At 63.3% G+C, this 22,175-nt stretch carries 21 protein-coding genes; 16 read left to right on the top strand and 5 right to left on the bottom strand.

Going from position 1 to position 22,175, the window contains the following annotated elements; translation table 11 throughout:
- The 4 genes from ACVC7O_RS21120 to ACVC7O_RS21105 are packed head-to-tail and all read right to left on the bottom strand — an operon-like array spanning window position 1 to window position 4,433.
- Complete coding sequence (locus ACVC7O_RS21120) at window positions 1-1,287, bottom strand: BCD family MFS transporter (RefSeq protein WP_458326219.1); 1,287 nt, start codon at window positions 1,285-1,287, stop codon at window positions 1-3.
- On the bottom strand, window positions 1,284-2,183 hold the full coding sequence (gene chlG, locus ACVC7O_RS21115; protein ID WP_458326218.1) for a chlorophyll synthase ChlG: 900 nt from the start codon (window positions 2,181-2,183) through the stop codon (window positions 1,284-1,286). The genes ACVC7O_RS21120 and chlG overlap by 4 nt, the downstream gene beginning before the upstream one ends.
- 49 nt (window positions 2,184-2,232) lie before the next feature.
- Entirely contained in the window at window positions 2,233-3,654 is a 1,422-nt protein-coding gene (gene ppsR / locus ACVC7O_RS21110; RefSeq protein ID WP_458326217.1) for a transcriptional regulator PpsR, read from the bottom strand.
- Entirely contained in the window at window positions 3,651-4,433 is a 783-nt protein-coding gene (locus ACVC7O_RS21105; protein ID WP_458326216.1) for a cobalamin B12-binding domain-containing protein, read from the bottom strand. Before ACVC7O_RS21105 ends, ppsR begins: the two co-directional genes overlap by 4 nt.
- A gap of 310 nt (window positions 4,434-4,743) precedes the next feature.
- Between ACVC7O_RS21105 and bchF the strand changes: the two genes are divergently transcribed.
- The 16 genes from bchF to ACVC7O_RS21025 all read left to right on the top strand — a co-directional run bounded on the left by bchF (window position 4,744) and on the right by ACVC7O_RS21025 (window position 21,477).
- A complete protein-coding gene (bchF, locus tag ACVC7O_RS21100; RefSeq protein WP_458326215.1) occupies window positions 4,744-5,256 on the top strand; it encodes a 2-vinyl bacteriochlorophyllide hydratase in 513 nt (170 codons plus the stop codon).
- Entirely contained in the window at window positions 5,253-6,578 is a 1,326-nt protein-coding gene (locus ACVC7O_RS21095) for a ferredoxin:protochlorophyllide reductase (ATP-dependent) subunit N (protein ID WP_458326214.1), read from the top strand. The genes bchF and ACVC7O_RS21095 overlap by 4 nt, the downstream gene beginning before the upstream one ends.
- A complete protein-coding gene (gene bchB / locus ACVC7O_RS21090) occupies window positions 6,575-8,089 on the top strand; it encodes a ferredoxin:protochlorophyllide reductase (ATP-dependent) subunit B (RefSeq protein ID WP_458326213.1) in 1,515 nt (504 codons plus the stop codon). Before ACVC7O_RS21095 ends, bchB begins: the two co-directional genes overlap by 4 nt.
- Window positions 8,079-11,651 carry a magnesium chelatase subunit H gene (locus ACVC7O_RS21085; protein ID WP_458326212.1) on the top strand — a complete coding sequence of 1,191 codons (3,573 nt, stop codon included), beginning with the start codon at window positions 8,079-8,081 and terminating at the stop codon, window positions 11,649-11,651. Before bchB ends, ACVC7O_RS21085 begins: the two co-directional genes overlap by 11 nt.
- Before the next feature lie 55 nt (window positions 11,652-11,706).
- Window positions 11,707-12,606 (top strand): ferredoxin:protochlorophyllide reductase (ATP-dependent) iron-sulfur ATP-binding protein, encoded by a 900-nt coding sequence (gene bchL, locus ACVC7O_RS21080; protein WP_458326211.1) that lies wholly within the window; start codon window positions 11,707-11,709, stop codon window positions 12,604-12,606.
- Entirely contained in the window at window positions 12,606-13,337 is a 732-nt protein-coding gene (bchM, locus tag ACVC7O_RS21075) for a magnesium protoporphyrin IX methyltransferase (protein WP_458326210.1), read from the top strand. The genes bchL and bchM overlap by 1 nt, the downstream gene beginning before the upstream one ends.
- Window positions 13,334-14,764 (top strand): PucC family protein, encoded by a 1,431-nt coding sequence (locus tag ACVC7O_RS21070; RefSeq protein WP_458326209.1) that lies wholly within the window; start codon window positions 13,334-13,336, stop codon window positions 14,762-14,764. Before bchM ends, ACVC7O_RS21070 begins: the two co-directional genes overlap by 4 nt.
- A 22-nt stretch (window positions 14,765-14,786) precedes the next feature.
- Window positions 14,787-15,554, top strand: coding sequence for a photosynthetic reaction center subunit H (gene puhA, locus ACVC7O_RS21065; RefSeq protein ID WP_458326208.1), 768 nt, complete (start codon window positions 14,787-14,789; stop codon window positions 15,552-15,554).
- Between the two features lie 58 nt (window positions 15,555-15,612).
- Window positions 15,613-16,245, top strand: coding sequence for a photosynthetic complex putative assembly protein PuhB (puhB, locus tag ACVC7O_RS21060; RefSeq protein WP_458326207.1), 633 nt, complete (start codon window positions 15,613-15,615; stop codon window positions 16,243-16,245).
- Between the two features lie 4 nt (window positions 16,246-16,249).
- A complete protein-coding gene (gene puhC / locus ACVC7O_RS21055) occupies window positions 16,250-16,723 on the top strand; it encodes a photosynthetic complex assembly protein PuhC (protein ID WP_458326206.1) in 474 nt (157 codons plus the stop codon).
- Window positions 16,724-16,736: 13 nt separating this feature from the next.
- The gene (locus ACVC7O_RS21050; protein ID WP_159975315.1) at window positions 16,737-17,033 is read left to right on the top strand and encodes a hypothetical protein; all 297 of its coding nucleotides are present in this window, start codon (window positions 16,737-16,739) and stop codon (window positions 17,031-17,033) included.
- Complete coding sequence (gene acsF, locus ACVC7O_RS21045; RefSeq protein ID WP_458326205.1) at window positions 17,030-18,175, top strand: magnesium-protoporphyrin IX monomethyl ester (oxidative) cyclase; 1,146 nt, start codon at window positions 17,030-17,032, stop codon at window positions 18,173-18,175. The genes ACVC7O_RS21050 and acsF overlap by 4 nt, the downstream gene beginning before the upstream one ends.
- 136 nt (window positions 18,176-18,311) lie before the next feature.
- Window positions 18,312-19,154, top strand: a complete 843-nt coding sequence (gene puhE, locus ACVC7O_RS21040) for a putative photosynthetic complex assembly protein PuhE (RefSeq protein WP_458326204.1) — start codon at window positions 18,312-18,314, stop codon at window positions 19,152-19,154.
- Entirely contained in the window at window positions 19,144-20,358 is a 1,215-nt protein-coding gene (hemA, locus tag ACVC7O_RS21035) for a 5-aminolevulinate synthase (RefSeq protein ID WP_458326203.1), read from the top strand. Before puhE ends, hemA begins: the two co-directional genes overlap by 11 nt.
- Before the next feature lie 73 nt (window positions 20,359-20,431).
- Window positions 20,432-20,845, top strand: a complete 414-nt coding sequence (locus ACVC7O_RS21030; protein ID WP_458326202.1) for a c-type cytochrome — start codon at window positions 20,432-20,434, stop codon at window positions 20,843-20,845.
- Between the two features lie 170 nt (window positions 20,846-21,015).
- The gene (locus ACVC7O_RS21025; RefSeq protein ID WP_458326201.1) at window positions 21,016-21,477 is read left to right on the top strand and encodes a YHS domain-containing (seleno)protein; all 462 of its coding nucleotides are present in this window, start codon (window positions 21,016-21,018) and stop codon (window positions 21,475-21,477) included.
- Between the two features lie 14 nt (window positions 21,478-21,491).
- Here the strand turns inward: ACVC7O_RS21025 and ACVC7O_RS21020 are convergent, their stop codons facing one another.
- A complete protein-coding gene (locus tag ACVC7O_RS21020) occupies window positions 21,492-22,175 on the bottom strand; it encodes a DnaA N-terminal domain-containing protein (RefSeq protein WP_458326200.1) in 684 nt (227 codons plus the stop codon).

Raw genomic sequence — 22,175 nt, 5'->3', positions numbered from 1 at the left:
TCATTCTCCCGGGACCAATGTTCGGTGCGGCACACCGGGCCGGTCCATGACCCGCAGTGCCATAAGCGCGGAGGCTACGAAAAGCCCCGCCTCGATCAGAAAAACTGTGCCGAAGGCGGTCGCATCTTGCCCGACCCCCGCGCGCATCACATCAACCAGCGCGGCCCCGGTCAGGCCACCAAAGCCCGCCGCCATCGCCTGCGCAGCGCCCCAAAGGCCCATGCGCGTGCCTTCGCGAGCACGCCGCCCCTGCCCTGCCAGCGCCATCATCGAGCCGATGGCCGCAACCGCAAAGACACCGTTGAAAAATCCAAGGCCAACGACCGCGGCGACCAAAAGCCCGCCCAGCCCGGTCTGGCCCAGCAGCGTCAGCGCCGCCAGCATCGCCGCCGAACCGAGGCAACCGCCGATTACCCAGGCGCGCAGGCTGCCCAGCTTGAACCCGGTGCACATGATGCCGACGACGACCATACCCAGGAAGACGCCGCCGTTCTGCGCGCCGGACAGCGAGGTCGATTGCCCGGGCGTGAAGCCGAAGACGAGCCCCGCATAGGGTTCCAGGATCAGCTCCTGCATGAAGTAGGCCGTCATCGACAGGAACACGAAGAAGGTGAAGTTGCGCGCCTTGCGCTCGGCCCAGATCTCGGCAAGCCCTTCGCGGAACGGCATGGGCGCGGCCTCTGGTGCCGCCTGCACACGCGCCTCGATGCCCCAGACAGCGAAACAGGTGAGCACGAACGCGCCACCTGTCACACAAGCAACGATGCGCAGCAACAGGCCTGTAGAATAAGGATCAAGCTGTGCGCCCACGACGCCTGCGGTGATCGCAATGCCAGCGATCATCATCAGCCATGTGATCGTCGCAGCAGCAGCTCGGCGCGCGGGCGCCGTCGCCGTAGCAAGCAATGCCAGCAGGGAGGTGCCAGAGGCCCCGACTCCAAGGCCGATCAGCGCGTAAGCCGCGACCGAGATGCCAAGGCCCAGCCCAAATCGGCTCTCCAGCACAACCACGCCGTACGCGGCCAGCATTGCACCGGCAGCCAGCGCAGCCATGCCAAGGATGATCCAACGGGTCCGGTTGCCGCCGGTGTCCGACAGGAACCCCCAATTGGGCCGGGTAATCTGAATGCCGTAATGCAGCGCCACCAGCAGACCGGGCAGCACCGCAGGCAATGCCAGTTCCACGACCATCAGCCGGTTCAGCGTCGAGGTGGTCAGCACCACAATCGCGCCGAGGCACATCTGCACGAAACCAAGACGGATGATGGCAAGCCAACTCAGCGTCATGTCAGCCCCCGTACTGCAAAGGCCGTGATCATCATCCCGCTGACGTAGAGCAAGACGCCCGTGCCGTTATACCAGGGCGCCTTGGCTTTCGGGTCTTTGAACATCACGGTCATCGCCCAGAATTGCGCGCCCAGAACAATGGCGACGCCAAGACCATGCAGCGGCTTGTCCCAGAGGAACAGCAGCGCCACAACGATCATCTGTGGCAGAGCCATGACGGTGCAGGCGACCTTTGCCGCGCGCTCTGGCCCGAGGCTGACAGGCAGCGAGTTCACACCGGTTTGCCGATCGCCCTCCAACGCCTTGAAATCGTTCAGCGTCATGATGCCGTGTGCGCCAATCCCGTAGAGCAGCGCCACGGTGATCACGTAAACAGAAGGTGCACCTGCGCTGAGGATCGCCGCGCCGGTGAACCACGGCAGCGTTTCATAGCTCAAGCCGACAAGCCCCGGCCCCCAGACCCCCGACCGCTTCAGCCGCACGGGCTCCGCCGAATAGGCCCAAGCGGCAAGGACACCGATAACCGTGGCGCCAAAACCCCATGGCCCGAACTGCCAACCTACGATGAGCGAGAGCACCGACATGGCCAGCGCAATCCACAGCCCCCAGCGGCCCGGAATGCGACCAGACGGGATCGGCCGGTCGGGCTCATTGATCGCGTCCACATGGCGGTCACACCAATCGTTCGCCGCCTGGCTCATACCGCAAACGATAGGCCCCGCCAGAATGACCCCGAGGATCACCAGCCACCACTGCCCCGCAGGCCAGACGCCAGAAGAGACAACGCCACAGAGATAAGCCCACATCGGCGGAAACCACGTGATCGGCTTGATCAGGCGCAGCGTAGCGGCAGGGTCAGGAAAACGGCGCGACTGTATGACCTGAGTGACAGACATGTGTCAACTATGGCTGACAGTTTGAGTCGGCGCAAGAGGACAGACCGCCTCAGCCGTTCTTGCTGAGCAGCCCGTATTTACGCAGTTTCACATAGAGGCTCTGGCGTGAAAGGCCGAGCATCTCGGCGGCTGCCACACGGTTGTTGCCTGTCAGCTCCACGGCAGTCTCGATGCACATCTTTTCGACCACATCCGTCGTCTCGGCGACGATGTCCTTCAGCGAGGCGGAGCCGACGAGATCCATCACATTGCGCGACGGTTCGGCGGGCATCTGCGCCGTCACCGGCCCATTCGGTCTGCTGGCCTCCATATGGCTCACGTCGCGTATGATGCACCCGATGAGCTGCGGCCCTTGCTCATCCAGATGGGTCGCCGACACTTCCACCGAAAGCCGGGTGCCGAGGTCATTGATCAACTTGGTCGAATAGATGCGCATCTGGCCCGACCGCTGTGGCTGGTCAACCAGCACACCGAGATCGATCTGCCCCCGACCAAGGAAATCCGACAGGCTGCGCCCCACCACATCCGACAGATGCGCGGCTCCGACGATGTCAAGAAAGCTCTCGTTGACGGAGGTGATCACCCCCTTGCCCGTCATGAACACCATCGCGTCGCTGCCCGCGCGGAAAAGCGCCAGCGCCTGCGTGGCCGCAGTATCGGATGGTTTCGCCGCTTCATCGTCGGTCGTGATCCGGCACATCAGAATGCGTTGACCACCCGCCCGGAAGACGACGGGCCGCACGATCAGCGACTGTCCGCTTTTCTGCGCGCGCAGGGTCACCCGCCCGCCCTCCTCGGCCAGCGTCGCGTTCATCAGGCTCTCGGTCAGCTCGACTGTCGAGCGATCTGCAAAATGCTGGGCAAACGTGCTGCTGCGCAACGCGTCGAGCTTCAGACCCAGAAGGCTGGCGGCCGCGTCATTCGCATCATCCACCCGACCGGACTGAACAGAAACAAAGACAATCGCATCCTCGGTGTTCGACAAAAGCACCCGGAACCGCGCATCGAACTCGCGCCGCGCCTCATACCCCTGTTCGAGGGCGATCTGCGCCTGAACCAGCTGTTGCTGGGTTTCGGCAATGGGGCGCAAGTCGCGACCCAGCAACAGCACCGCATTCTCATGCCCGAAGCGATGGAAGGTGTAGCGGACGGGATACTGCCACACCGCATTGTCGCTGTGGTTCAGCTCCAGGGGCTTCCGCGGCACTTCGCCATCCAGATAAGCCTTATGTGCGGCCTCGAACTTCGGCACCGTCTCACGCGTCAGGAACTGAACGATGGGTCGCCCTTCCCAATGCTTGAGGTTACCGAAGGACTCGCTGTGCGTGTTCAGCACCACCGACAGGATGATACCTTCCGCGGAGACCACAAGGGCGATGTCCGATGCGGCTCCGATGATGCTGCTCAGAAACTCCGGCTCAATCAGTGGAACAGCACCGCTGCTCCAGAATGTATTGCCACCGGTTGTCATCTAGGAGTTGGCGCCTTGCCGCGTTTGGAACAGAAGGCGACGGCGTCCTTTGCAGTACTGGTCACGATATCAACGCCTGCCTGATCCTTCACATCTTCCATATCATCCAGAACCGCACCGCCAAGGGCAATCACCGGCTGCTCGATGGATGACGTTCGGATGATGTGCACTGTCTCGGCCACAGTTTCAAGGGTCTCGCGCCGCGCGCAGGAGATCATCACGAGAGTGGGGCTTTCCGCCAACAGTCGCGCCTGCAGACACCCCAGCGTCTCATCGAAGGACACAGACACCTCGCAGCCCATGCGCCGCAACTGCGCGGCCACCACGCTGGTGCCCAGGAAATGCTGCTCGCCCTGCGGCAATACAATCAACGCGCGCACACGGCTCTCGTCGGGTGTGAGATCGAACCGCATCTGTCCCGTCGCCTCACCCAGCAGCGCCTGCAATCTCAGGGCGCCCACAGTCACGTCGGCAAAGCTGATGTCGTCGGCAACCCAGCTTTCGCCCAACATGCAGGACGCCTGCGGAATATAGAGGTCGATGATTTCGTCAACACTCAGACGGTGACCCCGGATCTCATCCAGCAAAAGGGCCGCATCAAAAGCGGTGCGCGACAGGATGGCACGATACAGATGATCGAGCACAAACTGACGTGCGCCATCGCGGCCCACGACTTGACGGTCGCGCAGCACTGAAATGACCTTAGTCGCGAGCGCACCTACATCGTCGGGTCGGTTGCGCTGAAGGCCACGCGTCTGTGATTGATCATCTTGCGACATGGCACCACCTGACCGGACTCCTTGCAAACTGCGAGATACGCGCCGCTCAGAGTCGTCAATTTGTCACAAGCCTCTGCCTTGAACACCTCAATGTCAAATCAAATTGACAGGTTCGACCCCCCTGACACCCATAAAATAATGCGATAACGCACCCATCCGTTAACTATCGTTGGTTTTTGCTGTGAAAACGGGCAGAGCGGCCCGATGCCAGAGTGTAAATCTGATCTGTCACATGTGTAAGTTTGAGTTGACACTTTTCTGTGAAAGCAGCTACCGTCAAAGGTGAAGATCGGGAGAGGTCATTCACACGATGCACAGTCAGAGGGCTCGAAAAACCGTGCCGGCGGGGCTCTACACCGCTGAGGAACGCGCCCGGCGCGACGCGACGGTATGGACCCTTGTTCAAGGCATTCTGGCACCACTGCAGTTCCTCGTCTTTCTGGTCTCCCTCGCGCTCGTGCTGCGCTATCTCGCGACAGGTTTGGGCTATGAGGTTACGACCGCCTCGATCCTCCTGAAAACCGCCCTGCTCTACCTGATCATGATCACAGGCGCGATTTGGGAAAAAGTCGTTTTTGATCAATACCTTTTCGCGCCCGCCTTCTTCTGGGAAGACGTGTTCTCCTTTGCCGTGATTGCGCTGCATACAGCCTATCTCTGGGCACTGTTTTCAGCGGCACTTTCGCCCGTCTCGCTGATGCTTCTCGCACTGGCCGCATACGCGGCCTACGTGATCAATGCAGCGCAGTTTTTGCTCAAGCTGCGCGCCGCCCGGTTGCAGGCCCAAAGGGCCCCGACCCAAGCGCGCGAGGCCACGGCATGACCGAAGCCCCGCGCCTTCCGGTTTCGGGCGGATGCCGCGATGAACCGATTCTGAAACAGCGCGGTCAGCGCGAGGTGTTTTGCGGCCTCACCGGCATCATCTGGCTGCACCGCAAGATGCAGGACGCGTTTTTTCTGGTGATCGGCAGCCGCACCTGCGCCCATTTGCTGCAATCCGCCGCCGGCGTGATGATTTTTGCCGAACCGCGCTTCGGCACGGCGATTCTCGAAGAATCAGACCTTGCCGGCATGGCCGATGCACAGACCGAGCTCGACAAGGTGGTCGATCAACTGCTTGCGCGGCGCACCGATATCAAGCAGCTCTTCCTTGTGGGCTCCTGCCCCTCCGAGGTCATCAAGCTCGATTTGAGCCGCGCCGCCGAGCGCATGACCGAGAAATACGCACCCTCCGTCCGGGTGCTGAATTTCTCCGGCTCCGGCATTGAGACCACCTTCACCCAAGGGGAAGATGCGTGCCTTGCCTCCATGGTCCCAGTGCTGCCCGAAACGCAGGACCGCCAGTTGCTGCTCGTGGGCGCCCTGCCCGATGTGGTCGAAGAACAGGCGCTCTCGCTGCTCACCGACATGGGCATCGGCCCAATCAAGGTCTTGCCAGCTCCCCGCGCTGACGCCGACCTGGGCATCGGTGAGAACACCGTCTTTGCATTGACCCAACCTTTCCTTGGCGACACCCATGCAGCGCTCGAGCGCCGCGGCGCGCGGCACCTGCCCGCCCCCTTCCCATTCGGCGAAGAGGGCACGACAGCCTGGCTGCGCGTGATCGCAGAGGAATTCGGTGTCGACGCCGAAACCTTCGAACGGGTCACCGCGGCCCCCCGCGCCCGGGCCCGCAAAGCCATCGCCCAGGCGGCGCAAGCCCTGCGCGGCAAATCCATCTTCTTCTTCCCCGACAGCCAGCTTGAAATCCCGCTGGCCCGCTTTCTCACCCGCGAATGTGGCATGGACGCGACCGAGATCGGCGCGCCTTTCATTCACAAGGGTATCGTCGGCCCGGACCTCGACATGCTGGCCCAGGGCCCAACCTTCTCCGAAGGCCAAGACGTGGACCTGCAACTCGACCGCTGCCGCGCCGCTCGGCCTGACCTAACGGTTTGCGGCCTCGGCCTCGCCAACCCGTTGGAGGCAGAAGGCCTCGCCACCAAATGGGCGATCGAGCTGGTCTTCACGCCGGTGCATTTCTACGAACAGGCTGGCGATCTCGCGGGCCTCTTCTCCCGCCCCCTGCGCCGCGCGGACCTGCTGGAACTCGAGAACCCCACCCTTCACCCTTCCAAAAATACTCAAACCCGGTGCGCGTCATGAAGCTCACCGTCTGGACATATGAGGGCCCACCGCACGTTGGTGCCATGCGCGTCGCCACCGGCATGACGGGCCTGCACTATGTCCTGCACGCGCCGCAAGGCGACACCTACGCCGATCTGCTCTTCACCATGATCGAGCGGCGCGACCATCGCCCGCCCGTCACCTACACCACCTTCCAGGCCCGCGATCTGGGCTCCGATACCGCCGATCTCTTCAAGACATCCCTGCAGGACGCCTACACCCGTTTTGAGCCCGAAGCGCTGATCGTCGGCGCCTCCTGCACAGCGGAACTCATCCAGGACGACCCTGGCGGCATGTCCGAAGCCATGGATATCCCGGTGCCCGTAATCCCGCTGGAGCTGCCGAGCTATCAGCGCAAGGAGAACTTCGGCGCCGACGAGACCTTCTTCCAGATCGTGCGCGCGCTCGCCAAGCCGATGGAGCGCACCGCGCAGATCACCTGCAACCTGATCGGGCCAACCGCCCTCGGCTTCCGCCATCGCGACGACATCACCGAGATCACCTCGCTGCTGAGCGATATGGGCATCAGCGTGAATGTCGTTGCACCGATGACCGCGTCGCCCTTCGACATCACGCGCATGGGCGCTGCGCATTTCAACGTGCTGATGTACCCCGAAACCGCCGAAAGTGCGGCGCGCTGGATGGAGCGCGCGCTCGACCAGCCCTACACCAAAACCGTGCCCATCGGCGTCGGCGCCACCCGCGATTTCGTTGCCGAAGTCGCCCGGATTACGGGGCTCGACCCCTACCTGGACGAGTCGCGCCTGCGCCTGCCCTGGTACTCCAAGTCGGTGGACAGCACCTATCTCACCGGCAAGCGCGTCTTCCTCTTCGGCGATGGCACCCATGTGGCCGCCGCCGCCCGCATCGCGCGGGACGAAATGGGCTTCGAAGTCGTCGGCCTGGGCTGCTACAACCGCGAAATGGCCCGTCCCATTCGGGCGCTGGCCAAGGACTATGGCGTCGACGCACTGATCACCGATGACTACCTCGAAGTCGAGCGTGTCATCGAAAAGCTCCAGCCCGAGATGATCCTCGGAACCCAGATGGAGCGCCACATCGGCAAGCGCCTCGGCATTCCCTGTGCCGTGATCTCTGCGCCCGTGCATGTGCAGGACTTCCCTGCCCGCTACTCCCCGCAGATGGGTATCGAGGGTGCGAATGTGATCTTTGACACCTGGGTGCATCCGCTGGTGATGGGCCTCGAAGAGCACCTCCTGCATATGTTCCGCGACGATTTCGAGTTCCACGACGCAGCGGGTCCCTCGCATCACGGTGGCCACGCGCCGAAGCCCGAGGAGCCACAAACCGCCCCTGCCCCCATGGGCAATGTCATCTGGCTGGAAGACGCCGAGCGCGAGTTGAAAAAGATCCCCTTCTTCGTGCGTGGCAAGGCGCGCCGGAACACGGAAACCTTCGCGACCGAACGCGGGGTGTCAGAGATCAGCGTCGACACGCTCTACGAAGCCAAGGCCCACTATGCGCGATGATCAGGGCATAAACGGGCGCCTGCCCGGATATCGCGTCGTCATCCTGACGCTCGACAGCCACGCGGCGGGCCCCGCCCTTCGCGCGATGGAGCGGCTCAGCCTCGACTACCCCGGCCTCACCCTCTCGATCCACGCCGCCGCCGAATGGGGGGAGACCCCCGGCGCCTTCGAGGCCGCGAAAGAAGCCGTTGAAACCGGCGACATCATCATCGCCAATCTGCTCTTTCTCGAAGAGCATATCTCGCGCATTCTGCCGAGCCTGCAGGCCCGTCGCGATCAGTGTGATGCGATGATCGGCGTGATCGCCGACGCGACCATCGTCAAGCTCACCCGCATGGGGTCGCTCGACATGATGGCGCCGCAGTCTGGCACCATGAAGCTGATGAAACGGCTGCGCGGCTCGTCGAAACCGTCCAGCTCCTCCGGCGCGCAGAAAATGGCGCTGCTGCGCCGCCTGCCGAAGATCCTCAAATACATCCCCGGCAAGAGCCAGGATCTGCGCGCCTGGTTCCTGACCATGCAGTATTGGCTGGGCGGGTCCGATGACAACGTCGAAGCGATGGTCCGCTTCCTCGTGAACCGCTACGCGAGTGAGCCGGGCTGGGCCAAGGCCCCCGAAGCCGCAGCCCCGATCGAATACCCCGACACCGGTCTTTATCATCCCGATCTGCCTGGTCGGATCACCACCGATGCTGCAAAGGCGCCCGGCCCGGCACAGGCCAAGATGACTGTCGGCCTGCTGATGATGCGCTCCTACGTGCTATCATCGGATACCGCTCACTATGATGCCGTCATCCGCGCGTTCGAAGCCCGGGGCATCAAGGTGCTCGCCGGGTTTGCCGGGGGGCTCGACGGGCGTCCGGCGATCGATGGCTACTTCCGGGACGGCGCGGAGGTGAAGATCGACGCGCTGGTATCGCTCACCGGCTTCTCGCTGGTCGGTGGCCCGGCCTACAATGACAACGCAGCAGCCGTCGATGTGCTGAAAGACCTCGATGTGCCCTACATCGCGGCCCATCCGCTGGAGTTCCAGACGCTGGGTCAATGGTCAGCCTCGGCGCAGGGTCTTGGCCCCATCGAGACCACGATGCTGATCGCCCTGCCCGAGCTCGACGGCGCCACCACACCCACCGTCTTTGCCGGGCGCCATGGTGAGGCCGGCTGCGCGGGGTGTGCCCGGACCTGCAGCGCGGCGGTCCAAGGCAAAGCCATGGCCCCCTGCCCCGAACGGATCGATGCACTTGTCGCCCGCACCGAGCGGCAGGCCCGCCTGCGCAAATCCGCGGCCTTTGACCGGACCGTTGGCGTGGTACTCTTCGGTTTCCCGCCCAACGCCGGGGCTGCAGGCACCGCCGCTTACCTCAGCGTTTTTGAAAGCCTTTTCAATACGTTGAGCCGGATGAAGGCGGAGGGCTATGATGTCGAACTGCCCGATACGGTCGATGACCTGCGCGCCGCAGTTCTGCAAGGGACCGCGCAACGCTACGGACAGGAGGCCAATGTCGCCGCCCATGTGAGCGCCGATGAGATCGTCTCGGGCACCCCTTGGCTGAGCGAGATCGAGGCGCAATGGGGCCCTGCCCCGGGCCGTGTGCAATCGGACGGACGCGGTGTGTTTGTGCTGGGCGCACAGTTCGGCAAAGTCTTCGTCGGGCTGCAACCGGGCTTTGGCTACGAAGGCGACCCGATGCGCTTGCTCTTCGAGCGGGGCTTTGCGCCGACCCATGCCTTCACCGCCTTCTACCTCTGGCTCAAGAACACACTGAAGGCCGATGTATTGCTGCACTTCGGCATGCATGGTGCGCTGGAATTCATGCCGGGCAAACAGGCCGGTCCCTGTGGTGCCGATTGGCCCGACCGGCTGATTGGTGACATGCCGAATGTGTACCTCTATGCGGCCAACAACCCTTCAGAGGCGACGTTGGCCAAGCGGCGCAGCAATGCGGTCACGGTTAGCCACCTGACCCCGCCGCTCGCGACCGCCGGACTCTACAAAGGCCTTGCCGAGCTGAAAGACAGCCTGACCCGCTGGCGCGGCACCGATCCGTCAGCCCCCGAACGCGTCGAGTTGGAAGCCTTGATCGCCGAACAGGCCGAAGCGGTCGATATGGCTGGTGTGCCCGCCGAGGCGCTGTGGATCAAGCTACTCGAAACCGAGGATGCGCTCATCCCCGAGGGCCTGCACATCGTCGGACAGCCGCTGACGGATGCAGAGCGCGCTGAGTATCTGCGCATCCTGCCCGATGTGGATGACGACGCCCGCGCCCGCATTGATCACCTGCTGCAACAGGAAACCGAACTCGACGCGCTCATGGCTGCCCTTGCGGGCCATTTCACCGCACCTGTCGCGGGCGGTGATCTGATCCGCTCGCCCGAAATCCTGCCGACGGGGCGCAACATTCACGCCTTCGACCCTTTCCGCATGCCCACCGCCTTCGCTTGCCAGGACGGCGCGAAACAAGCGCAGCTCCTGCTCGACACCCATGCCACCCTGCCGCGCACCGTGGCCCTGGTGCTGTGGGGCAGCGACAACATCAAATCCGATGGTGGGCCTATCGCACAGGCGCTCGCGCTGATGGGCTGCACGCCGCGGTTTGACAGTTTCGGACGCATTTCCGGCGCGGATCTGATCCCGCTCGAGGACCTTGGTCGCCCGCGCATCGACGTGATCATGACACTCTCGGGCATCTTCCGCGATCTGCTGCCGCTGCAGACACGGATGCTGGCTGAAGCCGCGCTGAAATGCGCCACGGCCGAAGAACCGCTGGAGCAGAATTACATCCGTGCCCACGCCCTCGCCTATGCCGAGAAAACCGGCTGCGCGATGGAAGAGGCGGCGCTGCGCGTCTTCTCCAACGCCGAAGGCGCTTATGGCTCGAACGTGAACGGGCTGGTGGACAGTTCGGCCTTTGGCGATGAAGACGAGTTGGCCGACGCCTATGAAGCGCGCAAGAGCTATGCCTATGGCACCGACGGCAAGGCGGCTGCCAATGCGGCGCTCTTGCAGGCGACGCTGGCCGAGGTCGATGTGGCCTACCAGAACCTCGAGTCCGTCGAGCTGGGTGTCACCACAGTGGATCATTACTTCGACACGCTCGGCGGCATCGCGCGCGCGGTGAAGCGTGCCAAAGGCACGGACGCCGCCGTTTACATCGGCGACCAGACACGCGGCGCAGGCAAGGTTCGTACGCTGAAGGATCAGGTCGCGCTCGAGACACGTGCGCGCAGCCTCAACCCGAAATTCTTCGAAGGGCTGCTGAAGCACGGTCCCGAGGGCGTGCGCCAGATCGAGGCGCAGGTCACCAACACGCTCGGCTGGTCCGCGACGACCGGTCAGGTGGACGACTGGGTCTATCAGCGCATCTCGGAGACCTTTGTGCTGGACGATGCGATGCGCCAGCGCCTCGCTGATCTCAACCCCACCGCCTCCAGCCGTATGGCGAACCGCCTGCTGGAGGCCCATGACCGCAACTACTGGTCCCCCGATGCCGACACGCTGGCCGCCTTGCAGGAAGCCGCGGATGCGCTTGAGGACCAGCTCGAAGGGATCGCTGCGCAATGACCGCGATCCCAACCGAAACCCCAAGGGGAGCGCGCCCCTTTGAAAGGAGACTGACATGAGTCCCTTGGACAGAACACCGCCCTCCCTTCGCGGCCTCGACGGCGAAGGCTCGGTGCAGGTGCATCAGGATGAAACTGCCAAGATCGAAGGCGCCAAGGTGTTTTCGGTCTATGGCAAGGGCGGGATCGGGAAATCGACGACCTCGTCCAATCTCTCGGCAGCGTTTTCCATGCTGGGCAAACGCGTGCTGCAGATCGGCTGCGACCCCAAGCATGACAGCACCTTCACCTTGACCGGCAGCCTCGTACCCACCGTCATCGACATCCTAAAGGAGGTCGATTTCCACCCCGAGGAGCTTCGCGCGGAGGACTTCGTCTTTGAGGGTTTCAACGGCGTGCAATGCGTCGAAGCCGGGGGTCCGCCCGCAGGCACCGGCTGTGGCGGCTATGTGGTCGGACAGACGGTCAAGCTGCTGAAACAGCACCATCTGCTCGATGACACCGATGTGGTGATCTTCGACGTCCTCGGCGACGTGGTCTGCGGCGGCTTTGCAGCACCTTTGCAGCACGCCGACCGCGCGCTGATCGTGACGGCGAATGATTTCGACAGCATCTATGCGATGAACCGGATCATCGCGGCGGTGCAGGCCAAGTCGAACAACTACAAGGTGCGGCTCGCAGGCTGCGTCGCCAACCGCAGCCGTGAGACCGACGAGGTCGACCGCTACTGCAAAACCGTGGGCTTCAACCGCATCGCGCATATGCCCGATCTGGATGCCATCCGCCGCAGCCGTCTGAAGAAGAAGACCCTCTTCGAAATGCCGGATGACGAGGAAATCGTGCAGGTCCGTAAAGAATACATCCGCTTGGCCGAGACGCTGTGGAACGGGACCGAACCGCTGGCCCCCGCCCCCCTGCCCGACCGTGAGATATTCGAGCTTTTGGGGTTCGATTGATGCGTGACCTTGCCACCTCTCCCGCGCCGCAGCCTGCCCGCCCTGTCCGGGCCGGGTATGATGCCACGCGCGACCGGGTGGAAACCTATTTCGACAAGACCGCGACCAAGACGTGGGAGCGCCTGACCTCGGACGCGCCTGTCTCGAAGATCCGCGAAACCGTTCGCCAGGGGCGGGACCGGATGCGGGCGCTGATGCTCAGCCGCCTGCCCGCCGATCTGAGCGGTCAGCGCGTGCTCGATGCGGGCTGCGGGACCGGGCAAATGAGCGCGGAGCTTGCCGCACGGGGTGCCGAGGTTCTGGGCGTGGATGTCTCGCCCCAGCTCATCGACATCGCTGAGCTGCGCCTGCCCGAAGAATACCGCAAACAGGTGCGCTTCACCGCAGGTGACATGCTCAGCGCAGCTCATGGTCACTTCGATCATGTTATCGCCATGGACAGCCTGATCTATTACAGCGCGCGCGACATCGGCAACGCGCTGAACAGTCTGGAAAAGCGGACACGCGGCACAATTGTCTTCACCGTCGCGCCGCGCACGCGGCTGCTGATGGCAATGTGGTATGCGGGCAAACTCTTCCCCCGCTCCGACCGCAGCCCGGTCATGGTGCCCCACGCGCATCAGCCACTGGCGCAGGCGGCGCGGGCGCAAGGGGTCAGCGGCCTGATCCGCCCCGTGGAGCGTGTCACCTCGGGCTTCTACATCTCCCAGGCGATGGAGGTACGCTCATGACCTCTCGCCTGCAGTCTCTCTCGATCCGGGCGATGCCCTTCGCCGATGCCGCGAGCCCCGATCTGCCGATGGCCCAGTTGTTGCGGCTATCGCTCTTCCAGGTGTCGGTCGGCATGGCGGCGGTGCTGCTCTTGGGCACGCTCAATCGCGTGATGATCGTCGAACTCAGCGTCCCGGCCATGATCGTCGCCGCCATGATCGCTCTCCCGGTGCTGATCGCGCCGTTCCGCGCGCTCCTGGGCTTCCGGTCGGACACGCATAAATCCGCGATCGGCTGGAAACGGGTGCCCTACATCTGGTTCGGCTCGCTCTGGCAATTCGGCGGGCTGGCGGTGATGCCCTTCGCGCTGCTGGTGCTCGGCGGCGACGTGGTGCACGAGATCCCCTTTGCCGGAGAAATCCTCGCCGCCCTCGCCTTCGTCATGACCGGCCTCGGCATGCATATGACGCAAACTGCCGGTCTGGCCCTCGCCTCAGACCGCGCGACGGATGAGACACGGCCACGAGTCGTGGCCCTGCTTTACGTGATGTTCCTCGTCGGCATGGGCATCTCTGCGGTGATCATGGGTGTGCTGCTCACGGATTTCACCGCGCTGAAACTCATCCGCGTGGTGCAAGGCGCAGCAGTTGTTGGCATCCTACTGAACCTGATTGCTCTCTGGAAACAGGAGACCGTGCGCCCCATGAGCCGCGAGGAGCGCGCGCAACCGCGCCCGGCCTTTTCAGATGCCTGGCGCGATTTCATGGAGGGCGGACGGGCCGGGCGGCTGCTCGTCTGCGTCTTCGTGGGCACGATGGCTTTCAATATGCAAGACGTGCTGCTGGAACCCTATGGCGGCGAAATCCTTGGCCTGTCGGTCTCTGCCACAACGCTTCTCACAGCCCTCTGGGCCGCGGGCGCTCTGCTCGGCTTTGCATTGGCCGGAGCGCGCCTCGCCAAGGGCTCGAACCCCTACCGTCTGGCGGGTGCAGGCATCGTGGCAGGCATCTGGGCCTTCTCGCTGGTCATCTTCGCAGCCCCCATGCAGTCAAATGTGCTCTTCTACGCAGGCGCCGGCATCATCGGCTTTGGCGGCGGGCTCTTTGCCGTCGCCACGCTCACCGCCGCGATGACCATGCCCGCCACCGGCACCGCGGGCCGCGGCCTCGCACTCGGCGCCTGGGGCGCTGCACAGGCGACGGCGGCGGGCCTCTCGATTGCTATCGGCGGCGGCCTGCGCGACTGGATCGACCATGCCGCGATGTCCGGCCAGTTGGGCGAGGCTCTGCAAAGCCCCGCCACCGGTTACTCTTTCGTATACCACACCGAGATTGGCTTGCTCTTCGTCACTCTCGTGATCCTGGGACCGCTAGTGCGCCAAAGCGGTTCCCTCACCCCGCAGGATGTCGGTACCCGCCCCATGGGCCTTGCCGATTTCCCCACATGACCCCGATTGAGAGGGAAACGACATGACAGAAACATTCTTTGGCGAAGTCGATCTGGCGAGCGTAACCTTATGGTTATTCTACATTTTCTTCGCAGCTCTGGTGATCTGGATCCAGCGCGAGAACATGCGCGAAGGCTATCCACTGGAAGATGACGAGGGCAACCCCTCATCCAACTCGGGCATGTGGCCACTGCCGGAAGACAAGACCTTCAAGCTGCCCCATGGCCGCGGCGAGGTCACCGTGCCGAGCGGGCAGACGCCCGAACGCGCCGACATCCCGATGAAGCGCACGGGCCCCGGCAACGGCTATCCGCTGGAGCCCACGGGTGACCCGATGCTCGACGGTGTTGGCCCGGCCAGCTGGGCGCCCCGCCGCGATGTGCCCGAGCTCGACGGTCACGGCCATCCGAAGATCGTGCCGATGTCCGCCGCAGAAGGCTTCCAAGTGGCCGCCGGGCGGGATCCGCGCGGCCTTCCCGTGGTGGCCGGAGACGGCGAGATCGTCGGCAAGATCATCGACATGTGGATCGACGAGCCCGAACAGCTGGTCCGCTATCTGGAGCTGGAGCTCGACGCGAAATGGGGCTCGGGCAACCGCCTGCTGCCGATGACCTTCGCGCGTATCCGCTCGGATCGCGTCAGCGTGCATGCGCTCTACGGCAAGCATTTCGCCACCGTGCCCAGCATCGCCAGCCCGCGTCAGGTGACGCTGCTCGAGGAGGACAAGATCTCGGGCTACTACGGCGGCGGCAAGCTCTACGCCGGCACCCGCGCCGAACCGAAACTCTGATCACGGCGTGGGGCCCCTGCCCCGCGCTTCACCCGCAACCAAAATGGAGATACTCGCCATGTCCCATGATGATTTCGAGATCGAGCCCGTTGAGGGGCTTCCCGAAAAGCCGCCCGAGGGCGAACAGATCCTCTGGCAGGGCCGTCCCGACTGGTGGCGCCTCTCTGTCGAGGCGCTCTGCCTGAAATGGGTTGCGGGGTACTTCCTGCTCTTGGCGGTCTGGCGGTTCGTTTCCGTTCTGGACCTCTTGCCCTTGGGGCACGCCATCGGGGCCGCGGTGCCCTTCCTGATGCTAGGGGCCGTGGTCTGCGGGCTGCTGATCGCGGTGGCCTATGTGCAGGCCCGGGCGACCATGTACACCGTCACGGACGCGCGCGTGGTGATGCGGATCGGGGCCGCGCTCACGGTCACCTTGAACCTGCCCTACACCCAGGTCAGCAACGCGATGCTCGACCTGCGCAAGGGCGGCACCGGCACCATCGCGCTGGAGACTATGGGCGAGACGCGATTGAGCTATCTGGTATGCTGGCCACACGTCCGGCCCTGGCACATGCGGCATACACAGCCTGCGCTGCGCTGCATCCCGGACGCGGAAAAAGTGGCCGCCCTGCTAGCCGAAGCCGCCGAGGCGCGCATCTCGGTGCCAAAGGTGTCCCGCCCCCTGCCCGCCAATGCCGTGGCCGCGGAGTAGGCAGATGAACACCCAGACTCAACCCCGCATCCACGCCAAGCCCGAAGAGATGATCCCGCGCATCCTTGTGCGCGCCATGTTCGGGCTGGTCGCTCTCGTCCTGGTGATGGTCAGCATCGCCACGCTCACCGGTCGCCCCGTCGACAGCACACCGCCCGTCGCACCTGTCATCGCAGAACGCGCCATCATCCTGACCGGGGATGCCTCTGGCGCGGCCCGTGTCTTTGACGCCAATGGCGTGCTGATCGCTGATTTCCCGTCCGACAAGGGCGGCTTTGTCGCCGGTGTCGAACGCGTGCTGGCCCGCACCCGCGGGCTGCAGGGTATCGACCCCAGAACCCCCGTTCTTTTGCAATTGCGCGAGGGCAATCGCCTGTCGCTGCATGACCCCGCCACCGGATGGTCTGCCGAGCTCATGGGCTTCGGCGCATCCAACTCCCGCGTCTTCGCCAGACTGCTGGACCAACCCAAACCTTAGGAGGAAGCCACCTATGGGACTACTGACGAAAGACTTTGAACGTGCACCCTGCACGGTCGAAATCAGCCACAAGTTCGAGAGCCTGCACGCGCATGTGCGCTTCAACAACGGCGCCGTGATCTACCCCGGTGACGAGGTGAAGGTGCACGGGCCTGAGATCATGGCGCCTTTCGGCGAGATCGTGACCGAGGATCGCGAAGCAACGATCATCCGCGCCAGCAAGCTCGAACAGCTCTGGACCCGCCTAACGGGCGATTTCGAAGTCATGGAGCTGTGTGAATTCTCCTTCTCCGAGGAGGTCACGCTATGAACGTCCAGACCCCCCGCGCCTCTGATGCGCCGAAGACACTCAAGCACACCGCCGATGCCACCACCGTCGAAGAAGGCCTCGCGATCCAGGAGGAACAGGCGAAGTTCGACAGCAAGGCCGCAACCGAAGTGGCGATGCGCAACACGCTGCTGACCCCACGCTTCTACACCACCGACTTCGATGAGCTGGATGCGATAGACGTCTCCGGCGTCCGCGAGGATTGGGACAAGCTCATCGACCAGATGGTCTCCGACCCCAACAAGGGCCACTTCAAGAAAAACGAAGACTGGGACCATGTGGATTGGGAGAACATGGAGCCGCAGTTGAAGAAGGAGTTCATCGACTTCCTGATCTCCTCCTGCACCGCCGAATTCTCCGGCTGCGTGCTCTACAAGGAGATGAAGCGGCGCGGTGCCAACAAGGACATCACGCAGCTCTTCCAGCTGATGGCGCGGGACGAGGCGCGGCACGCCGGCTTCATCAACGATGCGTTGCGCGAGGCGGGCGTGGCGGTGAACCTCGGGTTCCTGACGCAGAAGAAGAAATACACCTACTTCCGGCCCAAGTTCATCTACTACGCCACCTATCTGTCCGAGAAGATCGGCTATGCGCGCTACATCACGATCTTCCGGCATCTGGAGGCGCACCCGGAGCATCGGTTCCATCCGATCTTCAAGTGGTTCCAGGAGTGGTGCAATGACGAGTTCAGCCACGGAGAGGCCTTTGCCCTGCTGATGAAGACCGATCCGAAGCTGACCAGCGGTATCAACGTCTACTGGATCAAGTTCTTCCTCACCGCCGTTTACGCGACGATGTACGTCCGCGACCACCAGCGCCCGGCCTTCCATGAGGCGCTTGGCGTCGATCCGGACTGGTATGCGCATGAGGTCTTCACCAAGACCTCGAAGCTCAGCGAGCAGATCTTCCCGATCACGCTGGATATCGAGCATCCGCGCTGGCAGCCGACCTTAGAAAAGCTGCAGAAGGCCAATGCCGATCTTGCAGAGGCCACCGAGCAAGGCCGCTTCTTTGCCAAACTCGGCGCACAGGTGCGGGCAGCGGCGGCGTTTATCTCGCTGATCACGATCCCGGCGAACAAGCACCAGGTGCCCGCCTCCACTCGGTTGGAGCCAGCCTATTGAAACAGGCATGCGGCATAACCCGTCGCGTTCTGGACACGGGGCGCGGGCGCTTGGGCCATACGAGGCCCTGCGCGCCCGTGGCCGTTGATTGCGTGCAATCAACGACCTGCCGCACCGCTCAGAGGGGGCATGTGCTGTGAGCCTTTGGACCCCTGCCCTCTTTGCGCTCTTTCTGTGGTGGTTCTCTACCGGTGCGATCCTATGGGTCGTGAAATCGGCTGACCGCAACGGGCTGGCGGCCCGGAAGCGCGCGGTGCTTTGGGGCCTGCCCTTCCTCGGGCTGGGATGCCTGGGCTTCTGGGCCTCACTGCACGATACCTCGGCGTTCGGCGCCTATCTCGGCTTCATCGCCGCTCTCGCCATCTGGGGCTGGATCGAGCTCGCCTTTCTCACCGGGATCATCACCGGACCCAACCACCACGAGCTGCCCCGGGACGTACCTGAATGGGAGCGGTTCATTCGCGCCTGGGGCACGCTCGCCTATCACGAGATGCTGCTGGTCGCGACGTTAATTGCGATGATCCTGATCGACTGGAACCTCGGGGCCGAAAACAAATTTGCCACATGGACCTTCGCGGTGCTGTTCTTCGCGCGCCTCTCGGCCAAGCTGAACCTCTTCTTCGGCGTGCCCAAGATCAACATCGAGTTCCTACCGGAAGCCCTCGCACATCTGCCCAGTCACTTCCGGCACCGCGCGATGAACTGGTTTTTCCCGGTCTCGATCACCGCGCTCACTTTTGCCGCCGCCTGCTGGCTCGAGCGGCTCTACGCTGCCGACACTGCGGGCGCAGTCGCCGGCTTCACTTTGCTGACAGCGATCACCCTGCTGGCGCTCTTCGAACACTGGATGATGGTGCTGCCGATCCCGGACGAAAAGCTCTGGCGCTGGATGATACCGACCGACACACCGACACGACACAGACGTGATACCGACACACTACCGACAGCTAAAATCAAGGGGGGACATCATGGACTTTGATGCACTGTTCCAGGCACAGCTCGACGAGCTCAAGAACGATGGCAACTACCGCATCTTCGCGGAACTGGAGCGCAAGGCGGGGTCGTTTCCGACGGCCAAATGCCACGATGAGGACAGCCCTGATGAGGTGACGGTCTGGTGCTCGAACGACTATCTGGGGATGGGCCAACACCCCTCAGTCATCAATGCGATGAAAGAGGCAATCGACAACTGTGGCGCAGGTGCGGGCGGGACACGCAACATCTCTGGGACCAACCACAATCACAAGCTTCTGGAGGCGGAGCTCGCCGACCTGCACCGCAAGGAGAGCGCCCTGCTCTTCACCTCCGGCTATGTCTCGAACTGGGCCGCGCTCAGCACGCTGGGGGCTCGTATCCCTGACTGTGTGATCCTGTCGGATGAGTTGAACCACGCCTCGATGATCGAAGGCATTCGCCATTCGCGCGCCAACAAAGTGCTGTGGCGCCACAACGACCCCGAGGACCTCGACCGCAAACTCGCCGCCCTGCCCGCCAATGCGCCCAAGATCGTCGCTTTCGAGAGCGTCTATTCCATGGATGGTGACATCTGCCCCATGCAGGAGATCGTCGAGGTCGCCGAGAAACACGGCGCAATGACCTACCTGGACGAGGTGCACGCCGTTGGCCTCTACGGTCCGCGCGGTGGTGGCATTTCCGAGCGTGAGGGGCTGCAGGACCGCATCACCCTGATCGAAGGCACCCTGGGCAAGGCCTATGGCGTCGTGGGCGGCTATATCACGGGCTCTGAGGCGCTCTGCGACTTCATCCGGTCCTTCGCTTCCGGTTTCATCTTCACGACCGCGCTGCCCCCTGCCGTGGCCGCTGCGGCGCAAACCTCGATCCGCCATCTCAAGCAGTCGGACCAGGAGCGGCTGTTGCAGCGCGAGCGCGTCGCTTATCTGCGAAAGCGGCTGGACATGGAAGGCATTCCCCATCTGGAGAACCCCAGCCACATCATCCCGGTGATGATCAAGGACCCGGTCAAATGCCGGATGATCGCGGATTACCTGATGCAGCAGTACGGGATCTATGTGCAGCCCATCAATTACCCGACGGTCCCGAAGGGAACGGAGCGGCTGCGCTTCACCCCCTCACCGCTGCACAGCGCCGATGACATCGAAAAGCTGGTGATGGCGCTGAAAGAGCTTTGGAAACAATGCGCGATTGCCCACGCGGTGGCCTGATCACGCGACATTGTGACTGTTGACTCTCGCCGCGATCTTCTACGTTGTATGCCAAGCAACTGAGGAGATAACGATGACACGTACCTTTGCAGCCATCATCGCCCTGAGCTTCGCCACACCTGCACTTGCAGAAGGTGACGCAGCCGCAGGCGAGAAAGAGTTCAACAAGTGCAAGTCCTGCCACATGATCGTCGCCGACGACGGCACCGAGATTGTCAAAGGCGGCAAGACCGGCCCGAACCTCTACGGCGTCATCGGCCGTCAGGCGGGCACGGCTGACTTCCGCTATGGCGATGATCTGGTCGCCGCGGGCGAAGCCGGTCTGGTCTGGGACGAAGCAAACCTGGCCGAGTACACCAAGGACCCGCGCGCCTTCCTGCGCACATTTCTTGACGATTCCTCGGCAAAGTCGCGGATGGCCTTCAAGCTGAGAAAGGGCAGCGAAGACGTCGCAGCCTATCTCGCCTCGGTCGGCCCGCAGAGCTGATCTCAACACGTTGTGCACAGACCGCCGTCTTCCCCTCGGAGGCGGCGGTTTTCTTTTGGAGGTCACGACGGGCCACACCGCCGATAAACTCCGCGTGTGCCTGCTGGCGCCCCACACCCCCGAGGCCCATCTTTGGCCCAGCAATGATCCCAGTCAGGACGGAGACCTCGATGACCTACACCAGACGCCACCTCCTTACGCTCGCTGCTGCGGCGCCCACCCTCACCTTGCTCGGACGCGCGGCTTGGGCTGCGACACCGCCGGTGTATCAATCACGCGGTGTCGCCGTCGATGGCACTGACGTCGTGGCTTACCATACCGACGCGCGGCCTATGGCAGGCAACGCTGACATCTCACACGACTGGATGGGCGCGACATGGCGGTTTACAAGCGAAGATAACCGAGATGCCTTTGCCGCTGACCCCGTCCGCTATGCACCGCAATACGGCGGCTATTGCGCCTATGCGGTCAGCGAGGGCTACACCGCCTCAACGACCCCTGAGGCGTGGAAGATCGTTGATGGCAAACTCTACCTGAATTATTCGCGCCGCATCCAACGCAGATGGGAGCGGGACATTCCCGGGCGCATCGCGTCAGCCGATGCAAATTGGCCCGCGGTTCTCTCCGCATAGCCAACGCACCGAAGTCAGGTCACGATCCTGAGTTCCGAAACCTCGCCATCGACATCCTGGCAAGCGGTCAAAAGCCGCGCGGCCAGGTGGGTCTGCACATAGGCCGCATGGAAACGTGAGGGCGCCCGCAACGTCAGGCGCCCCCCTGCCCTCTCCGCACGGGCGAGCGCCGCGATCCAACTGGCATATGTGCCAGGGTCCTCGGCGTGCAGCAATGCCTGCGCCAGCGCCCATTCTGCCCCGGAGGAGACATCCGGGGGCGAAACGGCGCCGGGCACGGGCAGTGGCACAACGTCAGGCTCTGCAGCGCCCTGCCCCCCCATGCGCAGCTCAAAGTCAGGCCCGACACACCCCCAGGTGACCGCAGTGTCCTCAAGAAGCGTATCGATGCCCAATCCATATTGCGTCACCCGCCCCCGTGCACCTTGCCGTCTGACGACGAGCCAGCCTTTCGCGCGGAACATCGCCATCTCGCGCTTTACCGTGCGTTCATCGACGGACCACAGCTGTGCAATCTCGCGCTGGCCGACCGCGAGTTCGTCGCGCGCCCAATTATAGCGCGCAGTAATCAAAGTCATGAGCCGCAATGCTCTGCGTTGGTCATGTTTGCTCTGCGACAGGGCGTAAGCCCCTAGCGCAGTAAGCAAATCATACTTGCGTGCAGACGCTCCGCGACCGACCGGTCGGGTGGAAAACAT

The organism is Roseobacter cerffii (assembly GCF_054226325.1).
Note: the sequence above shows the minus strand (reverse complement) of the source record. Positions and strands in the feature narration are given on the sequence as shown.